At 48.5% G+C, this 22,148-nt stretch carries 21 protein-coding genes and 1 tRNA gene; 7 read left to right on the top strand and 15 right to left on the bottom strand.

Features of this window, described 5'->3' with window-relative positions; genetic code table 11:
• Nucleotides 1-4: 4 nt before the first annotated feature.
• From IPL32_14750 to IPL32_14740, 3 genes are all read right to left on the bottom strand, one after another.
• A complete protein-coding gene (locus IPL32_14750; protein MBK8467077.1) occupies nucleotides 5-511 on the bottom strand; it encodes a DUF4190 domain-containing protein in 507 nt (168 codons plus the stop codon).
• Between the two features lie 11 nt (nucleotides 512-522).
• Complete coding sequence (locus tag IPL32_14745) at nucleotides 523-1,518, bottom strand: hypothetical protein (GenBank protein MBK8467076.1); 996 nt, start codon at nucleotides 1,516-1,518, stop codon at nucleotides 523-525.
• A 481-nt stretch (nucleotides 1,519-1,999) separates the two neighbouring features.
• Nucleotides 2,000-2,443, bottom strand: a complete 444-nt coding sequence (locus IPL32_14740; protein ID MBK8467075.1) for a hypothetical protein — start codon at nucleotides 2,441-2,443, stop codon at nucleotides 2,000-2,002.
• Nucleotides 2,444-2,632: 189 nt separating this feature from the next.
• Here IPL32_14740 and IPL32_14735 point away from each other — a divergent pair, with 189 nt between their 5' ends.
• The gene (locus tag IPL32_14735; protein MBK8467074.1) at nucleotides 2,633-2,788 is read left to right on the top strand and encodes a hypothetical protein; all 156 of its coding nucleotides are present in this window, start codon (nucleotides 2,633-2,635) and stop codon (nucleotides 2,786-2,788) included.
• A 19-nt stretch (nucleotides 2,789-2,807) separates the two neighbouring features.
• Here IPL32_14735 and IPL32_14730 read toward each other — a convergent pair whose 3' ends face one another.
• On the bottom strand, nucleotides 2,808-4,436 hold the full coding sequence (locus IPL32_14730; protein ID MBK8467073.1) for a protein kinase: 1,629 nt from the start codon (nucleotides 4,434-4,436) through the stop codon (nucleotides 2,808-2,810).
• A 147-nt stretch (nucleotides 4,437-4,583) separates the two neighbouring features.
• On the opposite strand from IPL32_14730, the gene IPL32_14725 reads away from it, so the two are divergent.
• Nucleotides 4,584-4,659: transfer RNA gene (locus IPL32_14725), tRNA-Lys, on the top strand.
• A 76-nt stretch (nucleotides 4,660-4,735) separates the two neighbouring features.
• Here IPL32_14725 and IPL32_14720 read toward each other — a convergent pair.
• The 8 genes from IPL32_14720 to folE form a co-directional block, all read right to left on the bottom strand.
• Complete coding sequence (locus tag IPL32_14720; protein MBK8467072.1) at nucleotides 4,736-6,325, bottom strand: PrsW family intramembrane metalloprotease; 1,590 nt, start codon at nucleotides 6,323-6,325, stop codon at nucleotides 4,736-4,738.
• Nucleotides 6,326-6,401: 76 nt separating this feature from the next.
• On the bottom strand, nucleotides 6,402-8,459 hold the full coding sequence (locus tag IPL32_14715; GenBank protein MBK8467071.1) for a VCBS repeat-containing protein: 2,058 nt from the start codon (nucleotides 8,457-8,459) through the stop codon (nucleotides 6,402-6,404).
• 168 nt (nucleotides 8,460-8,627) lie between these two features.
• Nucleotides 8,628-9,257, bottom strand: a complete 630-nt coding sequence (locus tag IPL32_14710) for a hypothetical protein (GenBank protein MBK8467070.1) — start codon at nucleotides 9,255-9,257, stop codon at nucleotides 8,628-8,630.
• A 35-nt stretch (nucleotides 9,258-9,292) separates the two neighbouring features.
• Complete coding sequence (locus IPL32_14705; protein ID MBK8467069.1) at nucleotides 9,293-10,312, bottom strand: polyprenyl synthetase family protein; 1,020 nt, start codon at nucleotides 10,310-10,312, stop codon at nucleotides 9,293-9,295.
• A gap of 3 nt (nucleotides 10,313-10,315) precedes the next feature.
• The gene (locus IPL32_14700; protein ID MBK8467068.1) at nucleotides 10,316-10,813 is read right to left on the bottom strand and encodes a YajQ family cyclic di-GMP-binding protein; all 498 of its coding nucleotides are present in this window, start codon (nucleotides 10,811-10,813) and stop codon (nucleotides 10,316-10,318) included.
• 44 nt (nucleotides 10,814-10,857) lie between these two features.
• The gene (locus tag IPL32_14695) at nucleotides 10,858-11,673 is read right to left on the bottom strand and encodes a TatD family hydrolase (protein MBK8467067.1); all 816 of its coding nucleotides are present in this window, start codon (nucleotides 11,671-11,673) and stop codon (nucleotides 10,858-10,860) included.
• Entirely contained in the window at nucleotides 11,670-13,757 is a 2,088-nt protein-coding gene (metG, locus tag IPL32_14690; GenBank protein MBK8467066.1) for a methionine--tRNA ligase, read from the bottom strand. Before metG ends, IPL32_14695 begins: the two co-directional genes overlap by 4 nt.
• Nucleotides 13,758-13,763: 6 nt before the next feature.
• Nucleotides 13,764-14,345, bottom strand: coding sequence for a GTP cyclohydrolase I FolE (folE, locus tag IPL32_14685; protein MBK8467065.1), 582 nt, complete (start codon nucleotides 14,343-14,345; stop codon nucleotides 13,764-13,766).
• Between the two features lie 160 nt (nucleotides 14,346-14,505).
• On the opposite strand from folE, the gene argS reads away from it, so the two are divergent.
• Both argS and aroF read left to right on the top strand, forming a co-directional pair.
• Nucleotides 14,506-16,524, top strand: a complete 2,019-nt coding sequence (gene argS / locus IPL32_14680; protein ID MBK8467064.1) for an arginine--tRNA ligase — start codon at nucleotides 14,506-14,508, stop codon at nucleotides 16,522-16,524.
• 61 nt (nucleotides 16,525-16,585) lie between these two features.
• A complete protein-coding gene (aroF, locus tag IPL32_14675) occupies nucleotides 16,586-17,620 on the top strand; it encodes a 3-deoxy-7-phosphoheptulonate synthase (protein MBK8467063.1) in 1,035 nt (344 codons plus the stop codon).
• 95 nt (nucleotides 17,621-17,715) lie between these two features.
• Here the strand turns inward: aroF and IPL32_14670 are convergent, their stop codons facing one another.
• Both IPL32_14670 and IPL32_14665 read right to left on the bottom strand, forming a co-directional pair.
• Nucleotides 17,716-18,114: a hypothetical protein gene (locus IPL32_14670; GenBank protein ID MBK8467062.1), complete on the bottom strand. Its 399-nt coding sequence runs from the start codon at nucleotides 18,112-18,114 to the stop codon at nucleotides 17,716-17,718.
• Between the two features lie 45 nt (nucleotides 18,115-18,159).
• Nucleotides 18,160-18,561 (bottom strand): helix-turn-helix transcriptional regulator, encoded by a 402-nt coding sequence (locus tag IPL32_14665; protein MBK8467061.1) that lies wholly within the window; start codon nucleotides 18,559-18,561, stop codon nucleotides 18,160-18,162.
• A 282-nt stretch (nucleotides 18,562-18,843) separates the two neighbouring features.
• On the opposite strand from IPL32_14665, the gene IPL32_14660 reads away from it, so the two are divergent.
• The 3 genes from IPL32_14660 (at nucleotide 18,844) to IPL32_14650 (ending at nucleotide 20,662) form a co-directional block, all read left to right on the top strand.
• Nucleotides 18,844-19,575 carry a hypothetical protein gene (locus IPL32_14660; protein MBK8467060.1) on the top strand — a complete coding sequence of 244 codons (732 nt, stop codon included), beginning with the start codon at nucleotides 18,844-18,846 and terminating at the stop codon, nucleotides 19,573-19,575.
• Between the two features lie 258 nt (nucleotides 19,576-19,833).
• The gene (locus tag IPL32_14655) at nucleotides 19,834-20,277 is read left to right on the top strand and encodes a VOC family protein (GenBank protein ID MBK8467059.1); all 444 of its coding nucleotides are present in this window, start codon (nucleotides 19,834-19,836) and stop codon (nucleotides 20,275-20,277) included.
• Nucleotides 20,270-20,662, top strand: a complete 393-nt coding sequence (locus tag IPL32_14650; protein ID MBK8467058.1) for a VOC family protein — start codon at nucleotides 20,270-20,272, stop codon at nucleotides 20,660-20,662. The genes IPL32_14655 and IPL32_14650 overlap by 8 nt, the downstream gene beginning before the upstream one ends.
• On the opposite strand, the gene IPL32_14645 is transcribed toward IPL32_14650, so the two are convergent.
• Nucleotides 20,659-22,107 carry an insulinase family protein gene (locus IPL32_14645; protein ID MBK8467057.1) on the bottom strand — a complete coding sequence of 483 codons (1,449 nt, stop codon included), beginning with the start codon at nucleotides 22,105-22,107 and terminating at the stop codon, nucleotides 20,659-20,661. The two genes, IPL32_14650 and IPL32_14645, sit on opposite strands and share 4 nt — an antisense overlap.
• Between the last annotated feature and the right edge of the window lie 41 nt (nucleotides 22,108-22,148).

Here is a 22,148-nt window from a genome sequence, read left to right as displayed (position 1 = left end):
TTATTTAACTCGCAAGAATCGCGAATAACGCAAAAACCAGCGATGCTAGAAAACTGATCACACCCAAGACCATGCCGCCGATTGCCATTCCGCGTCCTCCATATCGATTGCTGTCGCCGTCGACATTTCGCATTCCGATAAAGCCCATAGCGGCTGCCGGCACACCGAGCCAAATCCCGCCATAACAGCATATTAGCGGTATGCTCAATATCCCAAGAATGAGAGCAATAGTTGGAACCGTCTGATCACGCGACAGTGAGAACTGCGGTGCTCCGAACTGGCGGTTCGTTATATTTTGAGGCTGCCACTGAGAGACGGGAGCAGTTGGCGGAGACACAGGCCAATTCGCAGGATTTGTGACACGCGATTGATCAAGCACTATCGTCGGCGGGGCATCGTCCGCGTAGCGCGTATTCGCATAAGGAACGTCAGTCAGGGATTCGCCGTCATCAAGACAAAAGTTAAGCTGAACGTCGTCGTAGGTTTTCCGGCATCGGGGACATTGCTTCATAAACGGAGCTTCTATCTCCTGATCTCAAGATTCTTGAAAACAACTTTCACGCCATCGCCGGAATACAACCCGACAACTCCCCCGCTATAGCCGTGCGTATTCTGGATCGACGTTACCATGGTTCCATTGATGTACATCTCGATCTTGTCGCTTTGGTCGCGCACTTCCAGGACGTTCTCTTCGGTACCACCCTTTATCGCATTTGAAGACGTCCAGTTCTTTACAACTGTTTCTTTTTGCGGCTCATGACGGACGACCTCGTACTTCTTCCGTTTTGTATCGATCAAAAATGCATAATCCTGCTGAAGTGGTTGAGGGTTGCTGTGAAAGATGAGTCCATAACCTAGACTCGAACTCGCATCGTTAACATTTTGGACCGTCACACGCGTATCCGCGTCATCGGTCTTATATTTATCAATCGGGTTATCTTCTTCATCTTTATCCGGCGCTACGAGAACATAATAAAAGCCCTTCCGAATTGAACCCATCGTCAGTTCGTCACCGCTCATTTCAGTGGTCCCATATACAGAAAACTCCTTGACGAACATATTAAGGTCAACAGTAGTTACATCATCTCTGCCCGTTGTTGATGTGGAAGTCGGGGTCTTGTTCGAATAAGGAGTTGGCGAACCAAATTTACTGTTACTGAAAACAGAATTCGCGGTTTTATCCGCCTGCGACGCGGCCCAGAACACAAATCCTACAAATCCACCGCCGCACAATAAAATCAAGATCCCAAGTATGCCTAATACCCACAGCCAAGCTTTCGACGACTTTTTAGGCGGCTGCATCGCATATTGCTGAGGCTGCTGCTGCCAATTTGGCGGCGAGCCGGATGTGCTGGTGCCCGGCGACGGTTGCGGTTGCGTTATGCGCGGCTCATTCATAACGAGAGTTTCCGGCAAGATTTGTCCAGACGCAGCCGCAGTCAATACCGAACCGTCTTCAAGACAAAAATTGAGGTTATCATCAGCGTATGTTTTCTGGCATCGAGGGCAGATCTTCATAGTTTTTCCTCATTTGAAAACGAGTCATTCAGAACGCTGTTATTATACTTTTTCACAACTCGAAACGCGACTTTTATGATACTCGGTAGGTCCTGATCAGGATCTCACGCACGTTCACTTTTGTCCTGCTTTGCGTTCTTTGCGGCGAGGAGGAGGATATTGCTTTTGCTGAGATGTCGGGAGACATGAATGTAGTGATGAAGGGCGATATCAAGGGGTCTGATGATAGCTGTCCCGAAAATGATGAAGAAGCACATCACCCAAACCGCACCGCCTATTTTTTGGGTGGCTTTTTCATGTTAATAAGTGGCTTTTGGGGCGCTCTAGACGGCTTTTTGGGGTGTCGAAGAGGTTTTTTTTCCTACTTTTGCTTCACTTTGGTTTCTTGGACTATGAGTTGGCTATTTTCCCCGGAAAGACCGCAAAAATTAACACCGCTTCAAAAAAAAGCTCCGCACAGAATGAGTGGAGCCGATCTAAATCATGTTGGACCATTATTTTGTCGTACAAATATCGGCGGAGGCGGTTCACGCTCGTAGATGCGGACGCCCTCTAATAGCCATTTCTCGGCTTCGCCTCGGTCGGTAAAGACATTGTATCGTGCTTTTCGGTTGGCACTGATGAGCAGTGCGAAATTCATCGCCGTTTGCTGATCCTTGTATTGATTGAGAACAGCGACTCGCACATATTTGACCATGTCAAGAAAATCATTGGTCGTTTGGAAGAGGTCTAAGCTGTTAAGCATCATAGGAACGTCTCGTTCCAGAAGTAGGCGCCTGTAATTGCCGCGATCGCATTCATTCGCGACTTCCTGCAAATAGGAAAGAGCCGTGGCCCGCGTCATCTCCTTTGCGTGTATGTGCGCATGGAGATAGTGCCTTCGAGAGTCGAATCTTAATTCATACGGCTTTAACGCGTCGTTCATGAATTTGTTCTGGGAAATTGTGTATTGTGACTGTAACATCAAACCGTGTTCCGTCGCAAGTTACGATTCGCAAGAAAGAAGGTAGTTCGACACTTCTTAGCGTTTCAGAAAGAAACTTCCTGTTATGTATTCTCGCATACCATCGCCAAGAAAAAATGGGTGCATATTAGATGCAAATTTGATGAAAAAATGAATACAGACAACCCAAAATCACTTCTCGAAGTCGCTCTGAATGTAAGGAAAGAGCACCAAGACGAATTGGAAAAAACAACCGCCGAACCCGAAATGTCTGAGGTCAAAACGCCCCCGATTGAAGAACCTTCCGAGCCTTCCATCCTCTCTTGATACATTGATTCGGAGCACATCATTGCAACGTCAACCCACAGCGCCCACAAAACTTTATTTGCGGAGGATAAGTTCCACCGCAGCGGGTGCAAAGCCGTGTAACCTGAGGCGGCATTGAGTGCGGAGTGCCTGATGCAGAGTGCGGAGTAAAAGACGGCGGCGAACTGTTATGCTGCTGCATAGCAGGCGTGATGTTCAAACCGCAGCGTCCACAGAATCGTGAATTGTGCGGCAGCGGTGACGAGCATCGAGGACACGGATATGTTTCAGAGCCTTCGCCCGCGCTGATCATCTTAAAGTTAGAACTGCCGCACCTCCCGCAAAAACGCACGCCTTCTGCAAACCGTGAATTGCAACTTACGCACGCGACAATGCCCGGCATCACGCTCGATGGAGCCGCTCCGCTGCCGATTCCCTGCGACGAAGTAGGTTGACTGGTGTATCTGGTCTTTAGTTGAGCTTGTATTACTTGCTCGCCCGTGCCGGGACGCACTTCTATAACGCGCTCATCATCTCTTTCGCCCTGTTTTGAAACACGCAAGATATGCTGCCCGGCGGGAATATCAATTAGAATTACACGTCCTGAACTTCCAACACTTCCCTTCCGCTCATCATTGACATAAACCTCGGCACCAACCGGAGCCATAACAACGAGCCGCGACTTGCCTGTTGTTTTACTTTCGTCAATATCCTCAGCGGCAGCCTCGAGTTCGTCGATCCAGTCGGAAACTGATGGCGGTCGATTGACTGGTTCGATCTCTAGAGCTTTCATTATCACGCGATCAACGTCAGCCGGAATGTCGGAGCGTATAGTTGATAGCGGCGGTGCCTTTTGCATCACCTTTTGCATAATTAGCTGCATCATGTCACCCGTGAACGGTGTTTTGCCGCCCAGCATCAGATAAGCGATCGTGCCAAGAGCATATAGGTCGGCACGCACATCGACGCCAATTTCTGGCTGCATCTGTTCGGGCGACATAAATTCCGGAGTGCCGATAATCCCGCGTGATGACGGCGTAGCATTCGAAGAAATATCTGTGACAGTCTGATTGACGATCTTCGCGAGTCCAAAGTCGCCGACCTTTACAAATCCATCTCCGCTCTTGCCCTTTTGCATGATAAAAATATTTGCGGGCTTGAGGTCGCGATGAAGGATTCCGAGTTCGTGAGCGGCATCAACTCCGTCTGCGATTTGCCTCAACAATCGAACGGCACGTTTCACCGGCAAAGTACCTTCGCGTCGGAGCAGCTTGTGCAGCGTCTCGCCTTCGACATACTCCATCACAAGATAAAAAATGCCATCGGGCGTTTCACCGAAGTCCGTCACGCTAACAGTATTGGGATGTTCGATCGACGCGGCGGCCTGAGCTTCTCGTTCGAAGCGTGCGATCGCCTCGCCTTCCTGCAGGTCATCGCTCGAAAGAATGTCCTGGCGAACCGTCTTAACCGCAAGTTTTTTCATCGCAAACTTGTTGTCTTTGGCAAGATAGACCTGTCCCATCGCTCCGCGCCCCAGCCTGCTTTCGAGCAAGTAACGACCGGCGATCATTTGCGGTCCGGGCAGCGAGAGACGAGTCTGCGTTTCGTCCAACGGGCAGACGACCACGTCGTCGGGGAAACAAAGTTCGCATTTTGGGCATTCACGCATCGCTGATAGATATTTTCAACGCAAAGTCGCAAAGGTGCAAAGACGCCAAGATATAATCTTGATCATTTCAACCAGTCTTTTTTCGCAACTTTGATTCTTAGCGTCTTTGCGTTAAAAATTCGGTTTGTTATAATTCAGCTTGCTTTTGGGTCGATAGCTCAGTCGGTAGAGCAACGGACTCTTAATCCGTGGGTCGCAGGTTCGATCCCTGCTCGGCCTACCAAAACCAGTGCACAGTTAAGAATGCACAATGTACAATCCTAAAAATTGTGCATTGTGCATTGTGCATTTTAGATCGTCTAAACTTGATCCCGCCATTTGAGCACTTCGTCGCGAAGGAGCGGATTTTGCTGAAAGCTGCCGGTTTGGCCCTGTGCCGCAGTGGCGCGTTGAATATGCCAGTAGCTTAGGCCGAGTTTGCCGACGGCACGAAGATAGCGACTGCGAGCTTTGTATTTCCCCGCAAAAACCCCACCGATCAACCAAGCGGAGCTTTTAAATGCAGATGTTACGGTTGTGCCCAACTCAGGAGATATCAACCCGCGTGCAATGTCGATAGCGAGCATGTCTTTGAGTATCCTGTTCTGCCGCCGCATAATGTACAACGCGAATCCGGCGATCAAACAGAAAAGCGGGATCTGCAAAATACAGTAGCTGATCATGAAAGAACACAAGCCCTCTAACGGCCCCATCGCAAAGCATGGCCCAAAGCCTAACGACTGAAAAAGGTCTGCGCTGTATCCGGCGAGAGCATTCCACGTAGCATGAAGTCCTACGGCCAAAATATATCCGCCGACCGGGGCTAAAAATCTGACAATTTTGTTATGAGATTCGCGTGAAATGCCGCATCCGATGCCGGTCATTGACGTAAATGTAACGTGCGCAAAAGGCGACAAAATTCCACGAAGGACAAACAGGATCATGAGGCTGACCAATCCGCCGTTTCCTAATGCACGCCCGTAATAGAGAACATTTTCGACGGTCGCAAACCCAAGAGCGATGACACCGGCAAAAACAATGCCGTCAAGAATATCGTCAAAATAGCGACGAAAGAAAACAAGGAGAATGATCAGGCCGATACCCTTTGAGCCTTCTTCGAAGATCGGCGCAGACATCACAGCTCCGACGGCCTCGCCCGCATCCGGTGATACAGCGATCCCGATAGCTGTACCGAGAACTGTATTGATAACGAATGAAACAACGACCGCCACAAGAGCACCCCAACAAAATGCAAGTGCCAGAAGCCATAAGGGTTCGGGATCATAACGGTCGAGCCAAACGAGCGGCATCAGATATACGATAGCCGGCACAAATGCAATAACCGACGCAATTATTGCGGGAAAAACGCCAACGCTTGCAAACATTATGAGAATAACGATCAGGGAGAGAAAAACAATGCCAAATAAGGTAACCGCAATTCCGATATACTTGCCTGTATTTGACGGCTCAGGTTTTTCCGCAACGCGGCCGAGGCCTAAACTTTGCAGCGATGCCTGAAAACTCACCGGTTCATTAGCCGCCATCCGGTTGAACTGCTGCACCTGAAGATCATTGAAATCTATTTGAGAAACAGTGGCCTGTTCCTCGTCAAGATAGACAATCGCCGTATTTCCCCGCGAGCCGAACTGGACCTCATCGCCGGAATTTAGTTTAACGGCCGTAATATTCGCGCCGTTCAGCAGTGTGCCGTTAGTGCTTTGATTGTCGCTGAGGTAATAACCGTCGGGGCGGGCTTCGATAAAAGCGTGCTGCTTTGAGGCGATTCGTTCCGTTTGCGGATCGAACCTGATACTGCATGTCTCGCCGCGTCCTACCGTAAGAAATCCACTCTCAAGCTCGTATTCTTGTCCGGAAAGAGTTCCACTCGTGATCTTTAATCGCAGTTTCATACTGCAATAATAAGAACGAAAAGACCAAAGTCAAGCTATAAGCTCGACTTTGGGCCCAGTTAAATCAGGTAAAGAACTAACGCGACGATACAGACGTCTGAGTTGTTCGTGTATCAATACGTCGTAATTCTCCCGAGGAAAGCTCTCCGTTAGAACTGTTAAGGGAGTACCGATAATTTGTGCTTGGACGAAACACAGCTATATCCATTTTGCCGTCGCCATCATAATCTGCAGTCACAGGAATATCCTCAGAAGTGCCGAATCTGTAAGATGTAAAACTGCGTGTTTGAGCATCTAGAATGTACCAAGCACCATTTGACGGGCGGTAAACAGCAAAATCGGATACGCCGTTTCCGTCAAAATCCGCGTTAACCGGACGATCGCCGTTTTGACCAAACACCTGATATACAGGAATTGCTGCTGTGCTCGGAAGGACGGCCCAGATACCCGTCGAAGAACGCCAAACTGCTACGTCCGCTTTGCCGTCTCCGTCATAGTCACCTGTGAGCGGTTTATCGCCAATCATGCCCCATTGCTGTGCCCTAAATCCGACTATGCTCTGCTGAATGTACCACATACCAGTCGAAGGCCGCCAAACGGCGACATCCGTCTTGCCATCTGCATCGTAATCGGCTGGAACAGGAACGTCACCGTTTTTGCCAAATCGAATCGAGACCAAGCCGTTTGTGCTTTCCTGCAAATACCACACACCTGTTGAAGGTCGGAAAACCGCGAAGTCGGCCTTTTCATCACCGTCATAATCGCCGGTGACAATAATGTCTCCCGCACGTCGGAAATTGGCCTGATCCATTATCGAATCATCAGCCATCTGCCATTCTCCAGTCGAAGGCGAAAATACAGAGGAATTTATTCCCCGTCCGTCCGTAGCCGCTGCGTTAATTCGCGTTGGCGAACTTATCAACCTTGTATCTAGAATCAGCATTCCTCTTGCCAGATCACCAACCAATATCTTGTCGTTTCCAAGATTGGGATAAACCGCCCAGAGACCGTCATAAGAAGTCGGAAGACCAGCCGCTCTGGCAGTTGTGCCGCAAACCATGTCCCAAGGCTCGGCATCAAGTGCGGCTTCTTGTTGTTCGCGAGTAGGCGGCGCAAAAGCTCCCGGAAACGTGTCGTACTGGCCGATACGGATCGGATTTGCCCGGTCGCTTATATTAAAAACCTGTAATCCTGCCTGATACCAAGCTATGTAAAGAAAATTTCCGTGAACAACCGGATTGTGAGGTGTCACGGCATTCAATCCCAGTTCCACCATTCCAATACTGTTCACAAGCAGAGGAGCGGCCGGATCCGTAATGTCGTATACCCTAAGATCGCCGCTACCGTTGTTAGTTTCCCGACAGCTATAAAGCCAATTCCCGTCTTCACTAGGCCAGGCGGAGTGCATACTGTTGCCCGCTGTAATGCTGGTTTGATCCGAAATAAATCCAAGCAAAACCGGAGCCTGTGTAGTGATATTTGAAATGTCATAAATCTCGGTGCGTCCGCGATTCGAACTGTTTCCCCATCCGGAGGTAAACATTCGGTTCCCTTTTACAACCATTGCGTGTACCCACTGCGGGTCAGTGGGGATAATATCACGGACAAATACCGGTGATGCCGGATTGGTAACATTAATTACCTTCAAAGTTTTTGTACTGAGGCTGTTAAAGTTTTCAACCAGAAAAGTTCCGCCATTCTGCTGAAATACCACCATTTCGTGGATCGAGTTGTGACCGTTGCCTGTGGTCGAATTTACCACACCTAGCAAAACTGGCGCGTAAGGATTCGTAAGGTCTACAATGTGAACGCCCGCAGTGTTGCCGGCGCCAAAATAACCGCGGTTTCCGACCACAATAGCCTCAAGAAACTGCCGATTGCTGCCGGATACTACCGGATTATAATGATTCGCCAAAACCGGAGCATCGGGGTTTGAGATGTCGTAAATAAAAACACCTTTGCAGCCATAACTTCCCTGAACGGCTATGTTGCCCGAAGCGAAGAGATCCGCATACCTTAGGCTCGCGCCTGATCCACTCGTACACGTCGGTGCTATCTCGCTTCTAAGGCGGACCGGTAACGCAGACGCATTTGATGCGAGCGTCATCACAAATGTAGTGATGATAAACAACATTAGTAATTGGGTGCGAACACGAAGGCAGGATCGTAGCATTAAAAAACTCCTAAATTAAAATAGACATAAGACTTAACAGTTCTTTGTACGCTTTTTTAAACAAAAATGCAAACAAAACCGCTCGCAAAGTCCGTTTGCGAGCGGCTTTTTGAAAAAGAACTATAAAAGTCAAGAAGCCTTTTGCTGTGCTTCGCGAATAACGAGATCAAAAGTACCTGGATCGACCTTTTTGAACCGGCGATTGCGATTCAGCGAAACGGCGATCGAGATGGTCGGGTTATTGCCTTTGAATTTCATGCCGCCAGCGATCAGTAGATTGTAAAGTTCGTTAACATGAAGCGGAGAGCCTGATTCCCTAAGCAGCAAAGTACAGGCCTGTGTGATCGTGCGGTCGTTAAAGCGATTACTTAAAGGTTCGTACCCCGTATGTATTGGTGGTGGCCCGCCGTTCCGATTTTGATTAAAATACGCAACGGAACTATCGCGGCGATATTCTCGATCAGACAATTCCTGATGTTCGGGATGCCTTTCAACCCGTCTCATCACAGGCAGCGGATCTTCTCCGTCATCTTCTACGATCCTAAAATTTGTCGGCCGCTTGCCTGATCGCGTTGCAACCAGAAGGCTGTCTATCGCCTTTTCAGTCTGCGCAGCGCTGTTTTCCAGAGCTCCCACCTCAATGCGCAGATCCTCGACTTCTGCCTCCTTCTCACGAAGTTGGGCCATAAGCCGGTTTTGAGCATTGCGTGTTTGGCGCAAACTTTGTTCAAGTGTTGCTATAAGGTTTTCATCCAACATATTGAGAAAATTGAGATTAGTCTGTTGAGGTTTACTTATGAGCTTCGGTCGATAATAAAATCCAATATATCTTCCAAAGAAGAACGATACTCTGTTTTCGGCAAAACATCAATACTTTTTCTCGCGCTCGACACATATGCCTTTGCCTGATCTCGAATGGCTTCAAGAATACTATGCTCGGCCAACTTCTTTTTTAAGTCATCACGAGAAAACTTGGCGTATTCCCCGAACAGCATTATTTTCTCAAATGCTGGCAGCAAAGATGGTTCCTTTCGTATAAGGGAGATAAGCGGCAGAGTGAGTTTTCCTTCCAGCAAGTCAGAGCCCGCTGCTTTTCCAAGCTGATCTGCATCGGAGGTCACATCGAGAATATCGTCAGCGATCTGGAATGCAATGCCGAGATTTATGCCATAATCCCGCATCGCTGCCTGAATTGAAGTATCGGCCCCGCTCAAGATGGCTCCGACCTCACAGCACGCCGAAAAAAGAAAAGCTGTTTTTCGCTGAAGAATGTCAAAATATTCCGCTTCAGAGATATCCAGCCGCCCAATAGTGGTCAACTGTATTAATTCGCCCTCAGTCATTTTGCGGGTCAGCCGCGTCAAGATGTCGATAATCTCGAGTGAACGCTCTCGAACAGTCGTCTCAAATGCCGACATATAGAGCCAGTCACCCATGAGGACTGCCGTCTGGTTACCAAATCGTGCGTTTACCGACGAACGATTTCGCCGCATGTCGGCATTATCTATTATATCGTCGTGAACAAGCGTCGCGGTGTGGAGCATCTCCATTACCGTCGCAAGCCGGATGACATTATCGTCACTGCCCTTTCCACCAGCAGCGTAATTAGACAAGATCAAAAGAGCCGGCCTGATTCGCTTACCGCCCGATGCTCTTAGATATTCTCCAAGATAATTTATGACCTGAATGTTAGAACTCGCTTGACGATCGAACTCGTTCTCAACAAGAACCAGTTCATTACTGATCAGTTCAAAGATCTTGGCAGCTTTAAAGGAAAGTGACGGATTTTTTTTTGCCGGAGCAAATTGTTGCATAAACTAATTTGACCGGTAATTATCGAAAGTCATATCAATTCCAAAGTCCCTACCTTTTAACGCTGCCATAACATCTTGTAGCGTATCTCGATCTTTGCCCGAAACACGGACGGTTTCGCCTTGTATCGAGGCCTGCACCTTGAACTTTTCGTCCTTGATAAATCGGACCACCTCTTTAGCTTTCTCGATCGGAATTCCCTGCTGGATCTTGACCGCTTGGCGAACCGTGCCGCCAGCCGCCGGCTCGATCTTCTGGTAATCGAGAGCTTTGAGCGAAATGCCACGTTTGACGAACTTGCTTTGCAGAATGTCGTTCATGTTGCGAAGCCTGGTCTCGTCTTCTGCCGAAAGCACCAGGTCCTTGTCCTGCAGCTCGACGGTTGCCTTACTGCCTTTGAAATCAAACCGCTGGGAAATCTCCTTCGTCGTCTGATTGAGGGCGTTGGTGATCTCGGCGTAGTCGGTTTTTGAAACTATATCGAATGAATTTTCTTTAGCCATAAAAAGATTTTGCCACGAATTACACAAATTGCACGAATGTAATTCTAATTAGAGTTATTAGTGTCATTCGTGGCCAAAGTTAGTTTGAAAAGATCGAGAAAGTTTTGAGTCGTCTGTCGAGCCAGATTCATCGCCTCAACACCGAGAAAATCCGCGAGAAAATGTGCAGTGTTTTTTACAAAGCTTGGCTCGTTCCGTTTTCCGCGAAAAGGCACAGGCGTCAAAAACGGACAATCGGTCTCTATCAACATTCTATCGAGCGGCACCACTCGGGCGGCATCACGCAAATTATTGGCCTTTTTGAATGTCACGTTACCCGCAAACGAGATCAAAAAGCCAAGCGGCATCAGTGCTTCTGCCATCTCAGGCGTTCCGCCAAAGCAATGCATTATCCCGCGAAATCCATCATACGAACACTCATCTTTCAATATCTCGACTGTCTCATCATCGGCATCGCGGCTGTGGATGATGATCGGCAAGTCCAATTCCCTAGCCGTTCTTATCTGCCGTCGAAATACTTCGACCTGCACATCACGCGGACTGTGGTCGTAATAAAAATCAAGCCCGATCTCACCCCAACCGATCACTTTTTTGCTCGATCTTACAAGGCCTAGAAGATGCTCTTCGGCCTTATCGTCATAAAGTTTTGCATCGTGCGGATGAACGCCGACAGACGCATAAACACTTTCGTATTTTTCCGCAACAGCAATAGCCCGACGAAAATCGTCCGAGTGCGGATCGCCCGTCCCAATATTCAGCATCGCCGCAACACCTGCATCCTTAGCCCGCTGAACAACGTCGTCACGGTCAACGTCAAACTGCTCGCCATCAATATGGCAGTGGGAATCGATGAAGATCATTTTAATCTGGCGCCGATTTTAACATCTTCCAAAAACGTCGCGATTGCTGGCGTATCTTCCTCGGTCAGCGACGCGGCGCAGATCATTCCCTGAGATTCGAGGCCACGCATTTTGCGGGGTTTTAGGTTTGCGACAACTACGACTTTGCGTCCGATGAGTTTTTCGGGTTCGTAATATTCGGCGAGGCCAGCGAGTATTTGCCGTGGATGCTCTTCACCAAGATCGACCTCAAAACGAAGGAGTTTGTCCGCGTTCTGCACACGCTCGGCAACCTTGATCTCGCCGACGCGAAGCTCGACCTTAATGAAATCGTCTATGGTGATGAAGCTGTCCGCTACAATTTCCTCCCTTTTCGCTTCTTCAGTTAACCCCCCCATCACCGCAGGTGGTTCCGACTGCGGCTCACTGCTCACTACATTCTGCTCACTTATTTCATTCATAACTTTACTCTTATCAATTCTCGGAAACACGCCGACCGTTTCGCCGATTCTAGTTCCGGCGGCAAGTTCTCCCCATTTCAAATTTGCCGGATCAATCTTTGAAATATCATCACTAAGACCGATCTGGCTGTAAATATTTTTTGATGCTTCTGGCATCACTGGATAAAGCAAAACACAAAGCCATCGCAGCGTTTCGCTTGCTCGGTAAAGCACCGCATTTAGCGTCTCACTCTGTTTATCGTCCTTGATCAATTCCCACGGCTTTGAATCGGAAATGAGTTTATCGACCCGTGCGATCACCGTCCAAACAACTTCCAGTGCCAAGCTAAATTCAAAGTTATCAAAACGCCGGATAAACTCGTCGCGGGCGTATTCGATAGCGCTGACAAGTTCCTGTTCGTCAGGGCTTACACCCGCACGTTTGGCATTTATATAATTTTCCTCAGCGATCTTACCGCTTGGTATCAATCCGTCGCGGTATTTTGTGATCATCGAAAACGTGCGGCTGGCGAGATTGCCAAGACCGCTTGCGAGATCGGCGTTCGCACGGTCGATCAGGTTTTCATAGCCGAATTTACCATCCTGCCCAAAGACCATTTCGCGAAGCAGAAAATACCGCAAAGCATCGACCTGAAAATGCTTGTGCAAAACATCTACGTCGATCACATTTCCAACAGTTTTCCCCATCTTTCGGCCATCAGCGTCGAGCCACATACCGTGAGCATAAACCGTCTTTGGCAAGTCCAAACCGGCCGCAGCCAGAAACGAAAACCAATAGACCGTGTGAAAACGCAAGATATCTTTACCAACCAAGTGAACAGCATTTTGCCAGTATTTTTCAAAACCGACCCTTACTTTCTCAGCATTACCGTAACCGATAGCAGTTATATAGTTCGAAAGCGCGTCAAGCCAAACATACATCACATGGTTCTCATCATCGGGAACAGGAACGCCCCACGAAACTGAACTCTTCTGACGGCTTATAGATAAGTCTTGAAGCCCGCCGCGAATAAAGGACAAAACCTCATTCCGCCGCGATTCCGGCCGCACCAAATCATCCTCGCTCTCGATCAGATCTATCAAAAAATCATCGTAATCCGACAGCCGGAAAAAGTAGCTTTCCTCAGAAACCTTGTCAAGCGGACGTTCGTGTATCAGGCAATTGGGTACTTCCGAGCCTTCGGGTATGACGTACTGCTCCTCAGTCTTGAATTCCGCACACGGAGCGCAGAACCAGCCTTCGTAAAAGCCTTTGAAGATCGTTTCGTTCCCTTTTGGAGTTTTGTGCTTTACGATCTCACGCCACAGATGCTGGACGCCTTCGTAATGAAATGGCTCGGTCGTCCGCATAAAAACGTCGTACCCGCCTTTTTCGGAATCGAGGCCAAAGTCGTGAAACATCCGCTTTAGTTCGCCGGAAACATAATCGACCTGTTCCTTTGGCGTCTTGCCCGCTTTCTCCGCAGCTCGTTGAATATTTATTCCATGCTCGTCTGTTCCGGTCAGAAAATAGGTATCAAATCCACGCTGTTTCTTATGCCGTTGGATCACGTCAGCCACGATCGTCGAATACAGATGCCCAAGATGCGGCAGGCTGTTCGCATAATAGATCGGAGTTGTTATGTAGAAAGTTTCGATTGCCAATTTACCCTATCCTTTTATCAATGACATTGCTTCCGCACGAGTTCGCGAATCCGTTCGGAAACCACCAAGAACAGCCGAAGTGATAGTAACCGCACCGGGCTTTTTGACCCCGCGAAGAGTCATGCATGTATGCTCAGCTTCAACAACGACCATAACGCCGATCGGGTCGAGTTTATCGAAAAGCGTCTGAGCGATCTGCTGCGTGAGACGTTCCTGGACCTGAAGTCGGCGGGCAAAGATCTCCGCGATCCGAGCCAGTTTTGAAAGCCCGATTATTCGGCCACCTTTTGGAATATAGGCAATGTGACATTTGCCTGTGAACGGAGCGAGATGATGTTCACAAACGGATGCGATCGAAATGTCCTTGACGATCACCATTTCGTCGTGCGAATCGCCGGGCAGCGGCACGATATGCTGGCTAGGGTCGATCCACATTCCTTCTGTCAATTCCGCGTAAAAATCAGCAACGCGTTCCGGCGTTTTTTGCAAACCTTCTCTATCAGGGTCCTCGCCGATCCCTTCTAGAATCAGCCGCACACCTTGTCCGATTTTCTTTAGATCAACCTTTTTTTGCTTTTTTTGTGCCATATAGCTGCGCCATTTTAGCTCGCGTGAAGTAAAGAGTTTATCCGTTTTGCAAGAAAAAGAAAAAGTTACACGATGCGGTGTTTCTGGCACCTTTTGCTATCTCCCAAATTGAACGTCTATAATTACGACTTTATCGCTTGTGTGTTAGATAGACAACGTAATGACAATCATCGAAATTCAGCAGATCCTACGCGAAACCGTAAAAGATACAGCTCGTTCACAATTCAACGTCGAACTGGACCAGATCGTTGTCGAGACGCCGCCAAAAACGGAGCTTGGCGACCTTGCCTTCCCTATTGGCTTTGAACTTGCCAAACAGATCAAACAATCAACTGGCGAAAAGAAGAATCCACGCGAACTGGCGGAACAGCTAAAGGCTGCATTGGAATCGAACGAATTTGTAAGCAAGGTCGAGGTCGCAGGTGCCGGTTATCTTAATATTTTCTTTGACCGTGGATCTTTTCTCCTACAAAATACCGCTGCCGAACCTCTGCCGCACTTGTCTGAGTCAAATTCCGATGATTCGCCCAAGGTTTGCGTCGAGCACACTTCCGTAAACCCGAATAAAGCTGCTCACATCGGCCATGTTCGAAACTCGGTGCTTGGCGATACTTTTCAACGCATCCTCAAAGCCACCGGAAAACGCGTAGAAGTACAAAATTACATCGACAACACCGGCGTTCAGGTCGCGGATGTTGTGGTTGGATTCATTTATCTGGAAAACAAAGATCTGGCCGCGATCAAGGCCCTCGATTCTGGACTAAAAGCGGCGGGCAAGAGTTTTGATTACTATTGTTGGGACCTCTACGCAAAGGTCGGCGTTGAGTATCAAACCAATGAGGAGCTAAAACAAAAACGTGCCGAGGTTCTTCACCTGATCGAGGAAGGCAACAACGCGACCGCTGAATTGGCTGATTTCGTAGCGACCAGAAATGTCGAATGCATACTCGATACAATGGAACGGCTTTCTATCCGCTACGATCTGTTGCCTCGTGAGTCGGAAATATTGCACCTTCATTTTTGGGACAAGGCATTTGAGCAAATGAAACAGCTTGGTGTGATCCATTACGAAAGTGAAGGCAATCACAAAGGCTGTTGGGTCATGCCGTTTGAAGAACAATCTGGGAATGACGAACACGAAACCGACAAGATACTTGTCCGTTCAAACGGAACGGTCACATACACAGGTAAAGATATTGCCTATCAGATGTGGAAGCTAGGAATTCTGGGTCTAGATTTCAATTACAGGTATTTTCACAAATACAAGAACAGCCAGGATGTGTGGATAACGACCGCCGTAACGCAGGCTGCCAATCTTCATGAAGACGTTCCACATTTCGGCGGCGGCGAGACGATCTACAACGTAATTGATTCACGACAATCCTATCCGCAGGACATAGTCCGAAAAGGTGTTGCAGCGATCTCACCAGAACGCGGTGAAAAGGCCAGCATTCATCTCTCTTATGAGATGGTAGCTCTTTCGCCCGCTGCGGCTGAGGAACTAGGATTCACGCTGTCCGAAGATGATCGCAAAAAACCTTTTATAGAGATGAGCGGACGCAAAGGCCTCGGCGTCAAGGCCGACGACCTCATCGACCGTCTCGAAACAAACGCACTCGCCGAAGTCGAATCGCGTCATCCTGATGCGAAAAATGAAGAAAAGCGTTTGATCGCAAGGCAGATAGCGGTCGGTGCATTGCGATATTTCTTGCTGAAATTCACACGAAATACGGTCATCGTTTTTGATTTTAAGGAAGCTCTTTCATTCGAGGGTGAAACCGGCTGTTTTTGCCAGTATTCGGCCGTACGAGCAAACTCTATTTTTCGAAAACTCGAGAAAAATGGAGTATCTGAGCGCAATTTGGCTGCCTGCGATCCATCGAAGATTATCTCGGTCCTTTCCAGTGAGACGGGTGATGACATTTGGTCGATGGCGGTCCTTGCGTCGCGGCTTGAAGAGACTGTCAGGCAAGCCGCTGTGGCAAATGAACCGGCAATTCTCGCAAAATACACGTTTACTTTGGCCAAGGCGTTCAACCTCTTCTACCATAATCACAAGATCATCGCTGAAACGGACGATGTGAAACGTGCTGTTCTAATCACGGTTGCCGACATGGCCCGGCGGGCATTAACGTCGGCTCTCGCCACCCTTGGCATCGAAGTGCCGGAAAGGATGTAAGTTGGCGCCTGTTGCAAATTCCGCGAGCAAAACTTAAAGTTTAAGTTTCGCAACACCATTTATGCTGATCGTAATGAAGCCGGATGCATCGCCTTCCGAGATTGAAAAAGTAGTTGAAACTATAGAAAATCTGGGTTTTTCGGCCCATAGGATGCCTGGTGAAAATCGCACTGCGATTGGCGTCACCGGAAACAAAGGCTCCATCGATCCTGCACATTTTGAAACACTTCCGGGCGTCGCCGACGCAGTTCGTGTGACGCAGTCATATAAATTAATTTCAAAAAATCAGCAGAAAGAGCGGACGGTTATACGGATTGGGAACGCATCAATTGGAGGTGGTGAACTCGCAATGATCGCCGGCCCGTGCGCTCTCGAAAACCACGAACAGGTATTTGCGACTGCGAAAATCGTTGCGGAAAGCGGAGCTAAGTTCTTCCGAGGTGGTGCGTTTAAACCCCGAACGTCACCGTATGCATTTCAGGGCATGGGCGAAGATGGTCTGAAAATTCTTGCTGAGGTTCGTGAGGAGTTTGGGCTAAATATTGTGACCGAAGCGATGGATGAAGCAGGTGTTGACGCCGTTGAAAAGTACGGCGACTGTATCCAGATCGGCGCCCGCAATATGCAGAACTTTTCCCTGCTCAAATATGTCGGCAAAACACGGAAACCGGTGCTTTTGAAACGTGGCCTTTCGGCAACGCTTGACGAACTGCTCCTCGCAGCGGAATACGTCATGGCAGAAGGCAATAGTGACGTGATCTTGTGCGAGCGCGGCATTCGCACCTTTTCGGGCCACGCACGCAACACGCTCGATCTTTCGATCGTTCCAGCCATTCACAGGATGTCTCACCTGCCTGTGATCGTCGATCCTTCACACGGAACCGGCCACAATTACATGGTCGGCCCAATGTCCCGGGCTGCTGTCGCTGTAGGTGCTGACGGGTTGATAATCGAGGTCCATCCCTGTCCCGAAGAGGCACTTTGCGATGGGGCACAGGCGTTAACGCTAAAACAGTATCTTGAACTCGTTACACAAGTTCGGACAATTCATGAAGCCGTCAACGTGACGGCCTCAGCATTTGCCGAAGGCCGTTGATCGCAGCGAACCTACCTAACATTTCACATAAAAAGATCCGTACATGTTTTCAAAACACGCACGGATCTTTATTTCTCTCGCCTAGAGCCTTTTGCCTATTTCGCCAGACGGAGTTTCATTAGCCCATAAAACTGAAGATAACAGCTCACCATTGATGCCAGTATCAGAAATGTCATCGGAGCGAATCTGATCGATTCCGGGAATGTAACGCCGACGCTTTGCTTAAAGAAAACACCGAACACTACTCCAAACAACGCCAGAGCGGTGCGTCCAATGAGCCAGTTGCCAAACTGCGGCTTCTCGTACCGCGATGGCAAAAAATACGGCAGCACGGCCAGCATCGCCATCGTAATGGCGATCAACAATGAGTCCATCGAAAATAATCGATTGGAACGCCCGTACTCCATTGACAGAAAAAACAACACAAAAGCTGTGTCGATACCCGCCAAGTTATAAAACCCTATTCCTTCAATTTTGTGAGTTATGTGTCTCATGTTCGTTGTATATTGTGTGCTTTAGTGTTTACGTCCGTTTTGTTATTACTTTTTGCTCATGCCCTTCTTGCTGAACTGTTTATAGGCAACTCGGAAAAGTTCAGAAAGGGCCTTTGCCATCTCAGGCGTCAGATCTTTATCGGCTCGCAGGTGAGCTTCGATAATATCGGTTGTCTTTTCGTGCGGGTAATAAACAACCGGCTCGACGTTCTTTGTCAGATGTTTTGTCATCAGACGGTCAACCGGAATATCAAGCCATTGCGTCAAACGAGCAATGTTGTCTGCATCGGGACGGCCTGTGCCGTTCTCAATACGCGAAAGTGTTGAAGCCGAAACCTGCGTCAGATCCCCGACATCACGTAAACTCAAATCCAATTCTTCACGGCGTCTTTTGATCGCCTGGCCTAATTCCGATGTACTTATCAAACTTTCATTTTTAGATCTCATGTTTTTTTCTCCTAAATTTTTGCAATTTTAATCGTAAGCCGCATCGCAGTATCACCGATGCTTTCTATTGCACAGATAAAACGTACCACATCATTTTTTTAAATGCAAGCGAGTTTTACGCTTGCAACAGAAAAATTATTCTGATACGATGTTTCACAGATGCAAGGTTTCATTGATGAAATTCTTATCTACTGACAAACAATAACTGAGTGGCCAAATCGGCCGCGAACAGAATCGTTACGATCAACCCGTAACGATTTAGACACACACAAGGAGACTAAAATGAACAGCAACGCTAGCAACGAAACGAAGACACAAGAAACGGCAACCCTATTTGAGTTAAACGAGATCGCGAGCAACGTCCTCGATTTTTCAACTACTTTACGCGAACTTCGCAAGACGGTCGATCCAAACTTGGTTCGACAACGTGCCGGACGAAGCGACCGCAACGGCAATATCCATATGGTCGAATATGTCGAGTGGCATACCGTCGCCGACATTCTCGACGAGCACGCTCCGAATTGGGGTCATACCGTAAAAGATATTAGAGCGATCGGAGACATAATCACGGTAACAGTAGCGATCACGATCGACGGTATAACACGCGAAGGTGTCGGGACAGGAAAAACGGCGAGCGAAACAGGCATTAAAAAAGCCGAGCATGATGCGTTGAAACGCGCTGCGGTCAAGTTTGGTATAGCCCGCGAATTATACAAACGTGAGGTCGACTCGATCGAGCAGGCTGAAAATGCAGTAGTTCCACCGGCTGCTGCATCACAGCAATTACCGTTTAATGATCCTATCGCAAAGAGTCTGGGCGACATGATCACCTCAAAACAACTGAGCATGATCCGAGCGATCTCACGCGAAGCAAATCTTGACGCCGAGACAGAATGCACGCAATTGATGAAGTGCAGCATTGCGGAGCTTTCAAAACGGGCAGCGTCGGAGTTGATCACACATCTACAGAATTTGCAGCAGAACAACACCGTCCCGATCAGACGTGTAGGTTGATGGCTGCAACACGATAGTTTTGGGCCGTTGCTGAATCCTGCCAAGCTTTACCTCCAAAGCGCAAATACACGGCGACGGTCCAAAACGTCATATTTTGCCCGCGAATAGCTCGAACTAATACAAACAGAAGAGATAAATGGCTAGATTCGTATGTATTCGCGGGCAATTTTTCATCAAAAACAAAACCACCTTTGCTTGCGTATTAAAAAGCAATCGGACAATATTTAGTTACACATTTTAATTAAAGGAGAAACTCACATGGCGGAACAAGCAAGTGAAATGGCCGAATGGGGCGGAATACCTCACGGCACATTCTGTTGGACCGAAATAGCCGGCAACGATGCCGAGAAATGTAAGGCGTTTTACACTAACGTCTTTGGATGGAAATTTCAGGACAGCAAAGCGGTTGACGGCTTTGCATATCACGAATACTCGACCGGCGGTGATTATCCGGCTGGCGGCTTGTATGAAATAATCCCGGAAATGTGCGCACCCGGTCAACCTGTACCGCCGCCGCATTTTATGACTTACGTTGGCGTTGACGACGTTGACGAAAACGCAAAACTGGCTGTCGAACTCGGGGCGACAATAATTAACGGCCCGCTGGATGTTCCCAATGTTGGCCGCATGTGTATTATTCAGGATCCAACAGGAGCAATATTTTCAACCTTTAAGATGGCAGAAGGAGGACACAATGGCTGAATTTAACATACCAAAGGCTGGAGAAATATGCTGGCGGGAATTGAGAACGAAGGATCTGCCGACGGCGATGGAGTTTTACACCAAGATGTTTGGCTGGGAATTGCCACAGTCCAAGCTGTCTCCAATGGAGTACAAAGAGATTGTCATGGGCGGCGTTTCTTCCGGCGGCATGATGGCGATGGACGAGAACTGGCCGGCCGAATTGCCGTCACACTGGGCAACTTACATAGCCGTCGATAATGCGGATGAAACAGTAACAAAGATCACGGAGAATGGCGGCAGCATTCGAGTTCCGCCATTCGATGCTCCAGGCGTCGGACGGATGGCAATGGTCGCCGACCCTTCGGGGGCGGACTTTGCGATAATACAGTTCGTGCAACCTTAGCAAGAAACCACTAAATTAAACGAAAAGGCACCAAAAAGAATTTTTCTTTTTGGTGCCTTTTCGTGTTTTTTCGTGGTTAACTTCTTTTGTTTGCCTTCGGTGTCGAAGATCTCGACCGTCGCCGCATATTCTTTCGCCTGCGGCAGAACTTCGCTGGCGTCTCCAACTATCACTATTGCCATTTCGCTCGGACGAACGTGTTTGACCGCGATGCGCTGAACATCATCAGCGGTCACAGCATCGACATTCTCGCGGTAAGTCTGTAGATAGTCATCCGGCAGACCGTAAAGGTTTTGATTTACTATTAAATTTGTCAGGCCTTCCTGAGTTTCAGCACGGATAGGAAAGACGCCCGTGAGAAAATTCTTAGCATCTGCTAATTCCGTTTCACCGACCTTTTCATTTCGGATGCGGTCGAGTTCATAAAAAAATTCTTTTAACGAATCGCCGGTGACAGATGTCCGCACCTCGGCGGTCGCTTCGAAATCGCCTGCCAGTTTCTTTGTTTCGAGACGCGTGTATGCCCCGTAGGTATAACCTTTTTCCTCACGCAAATTCATAAACACACGCGACGAAGCTCCTGCACCGAGAACCTGATTCATAACGATCAGCGGAAAATAGTCTGGATCGGTGCGCTTTACGCCTAGATTGGTCAACACGATATTCGACTGCGCGGAATCCGGCCGATCAACTATCGTAAGGCTGCGGGTACTGCGCGCAGGCGGCATTTCAAACGATGCTGAGGGCAAACTTCCCTGCTGCCAGTCGCCAAAAAGTTCGTTTAGCTCTGTAAGAAATTCGTCACGTTTGATGTCGCCGACGACGATGAACATCGCATTGTTGGGTATAAACGCCTTCGCATGAAACTCTGCGAGCTTTGATCGGTCAAGCTTCTCAATGTTTTCGGCATTCGGCGAAACCTTTGAATACGGATGCTCGCCGTAGATCAGTTTCGCGGCTTGTTCGCCGGCTAGAAAGCCCGGCTGAGAACGTTGAAATTTGAGATTCTCTACGGTATTTCGGCGATAAAGATCAAGTTCGTCTTCAGGAAATGTCGGCCGCAACACGACCTCCGCCATTAAACCAAGTATCTCAGTCCGGTAAAGCGAAAGGCTCGATGCAGAAATGATCGTAAAATCGTCTGAGGCACTCGCACCAATGCTTGCGCCTAGACGTTCGATCTTTTCAGCAAGCTGCAGGCTCGAGTAATTTTCCGTTCCCTCGGTCAACATCGACGCCATCGCGGACGTCATCCCGGTCGCATCTTGAGGATCGTTAACATCACCCGAATGAAACGCCAGCCGGTAGCTGACTAGCGGCAAACGTTCGTTCTCAAAAATAACCACGCGCAGCCCATTATCAAGCGTAGTCTGAAAAGGCTGCGGAATATCGAACTTTACCGGGGCTAATGGTTCGGGTACTGATTTTCGTAATTCTGGTGTCATAAATTTGGATTAACCACAGAGATCACAGAGGATTGAACAAA

This window comes from Chloracidobacterium sp. (assembly GCA_016711345.1).
GTDB lineage: Bacteria > Acidobacteriota > Blastocatellia > Pyrinomonadales > Pyrinomonadaceae > OLB17.
Note: the sequence above shows the minus strand (reverse complement) of the source record. Positions and strands in the feature narration are given on the sequence as shown.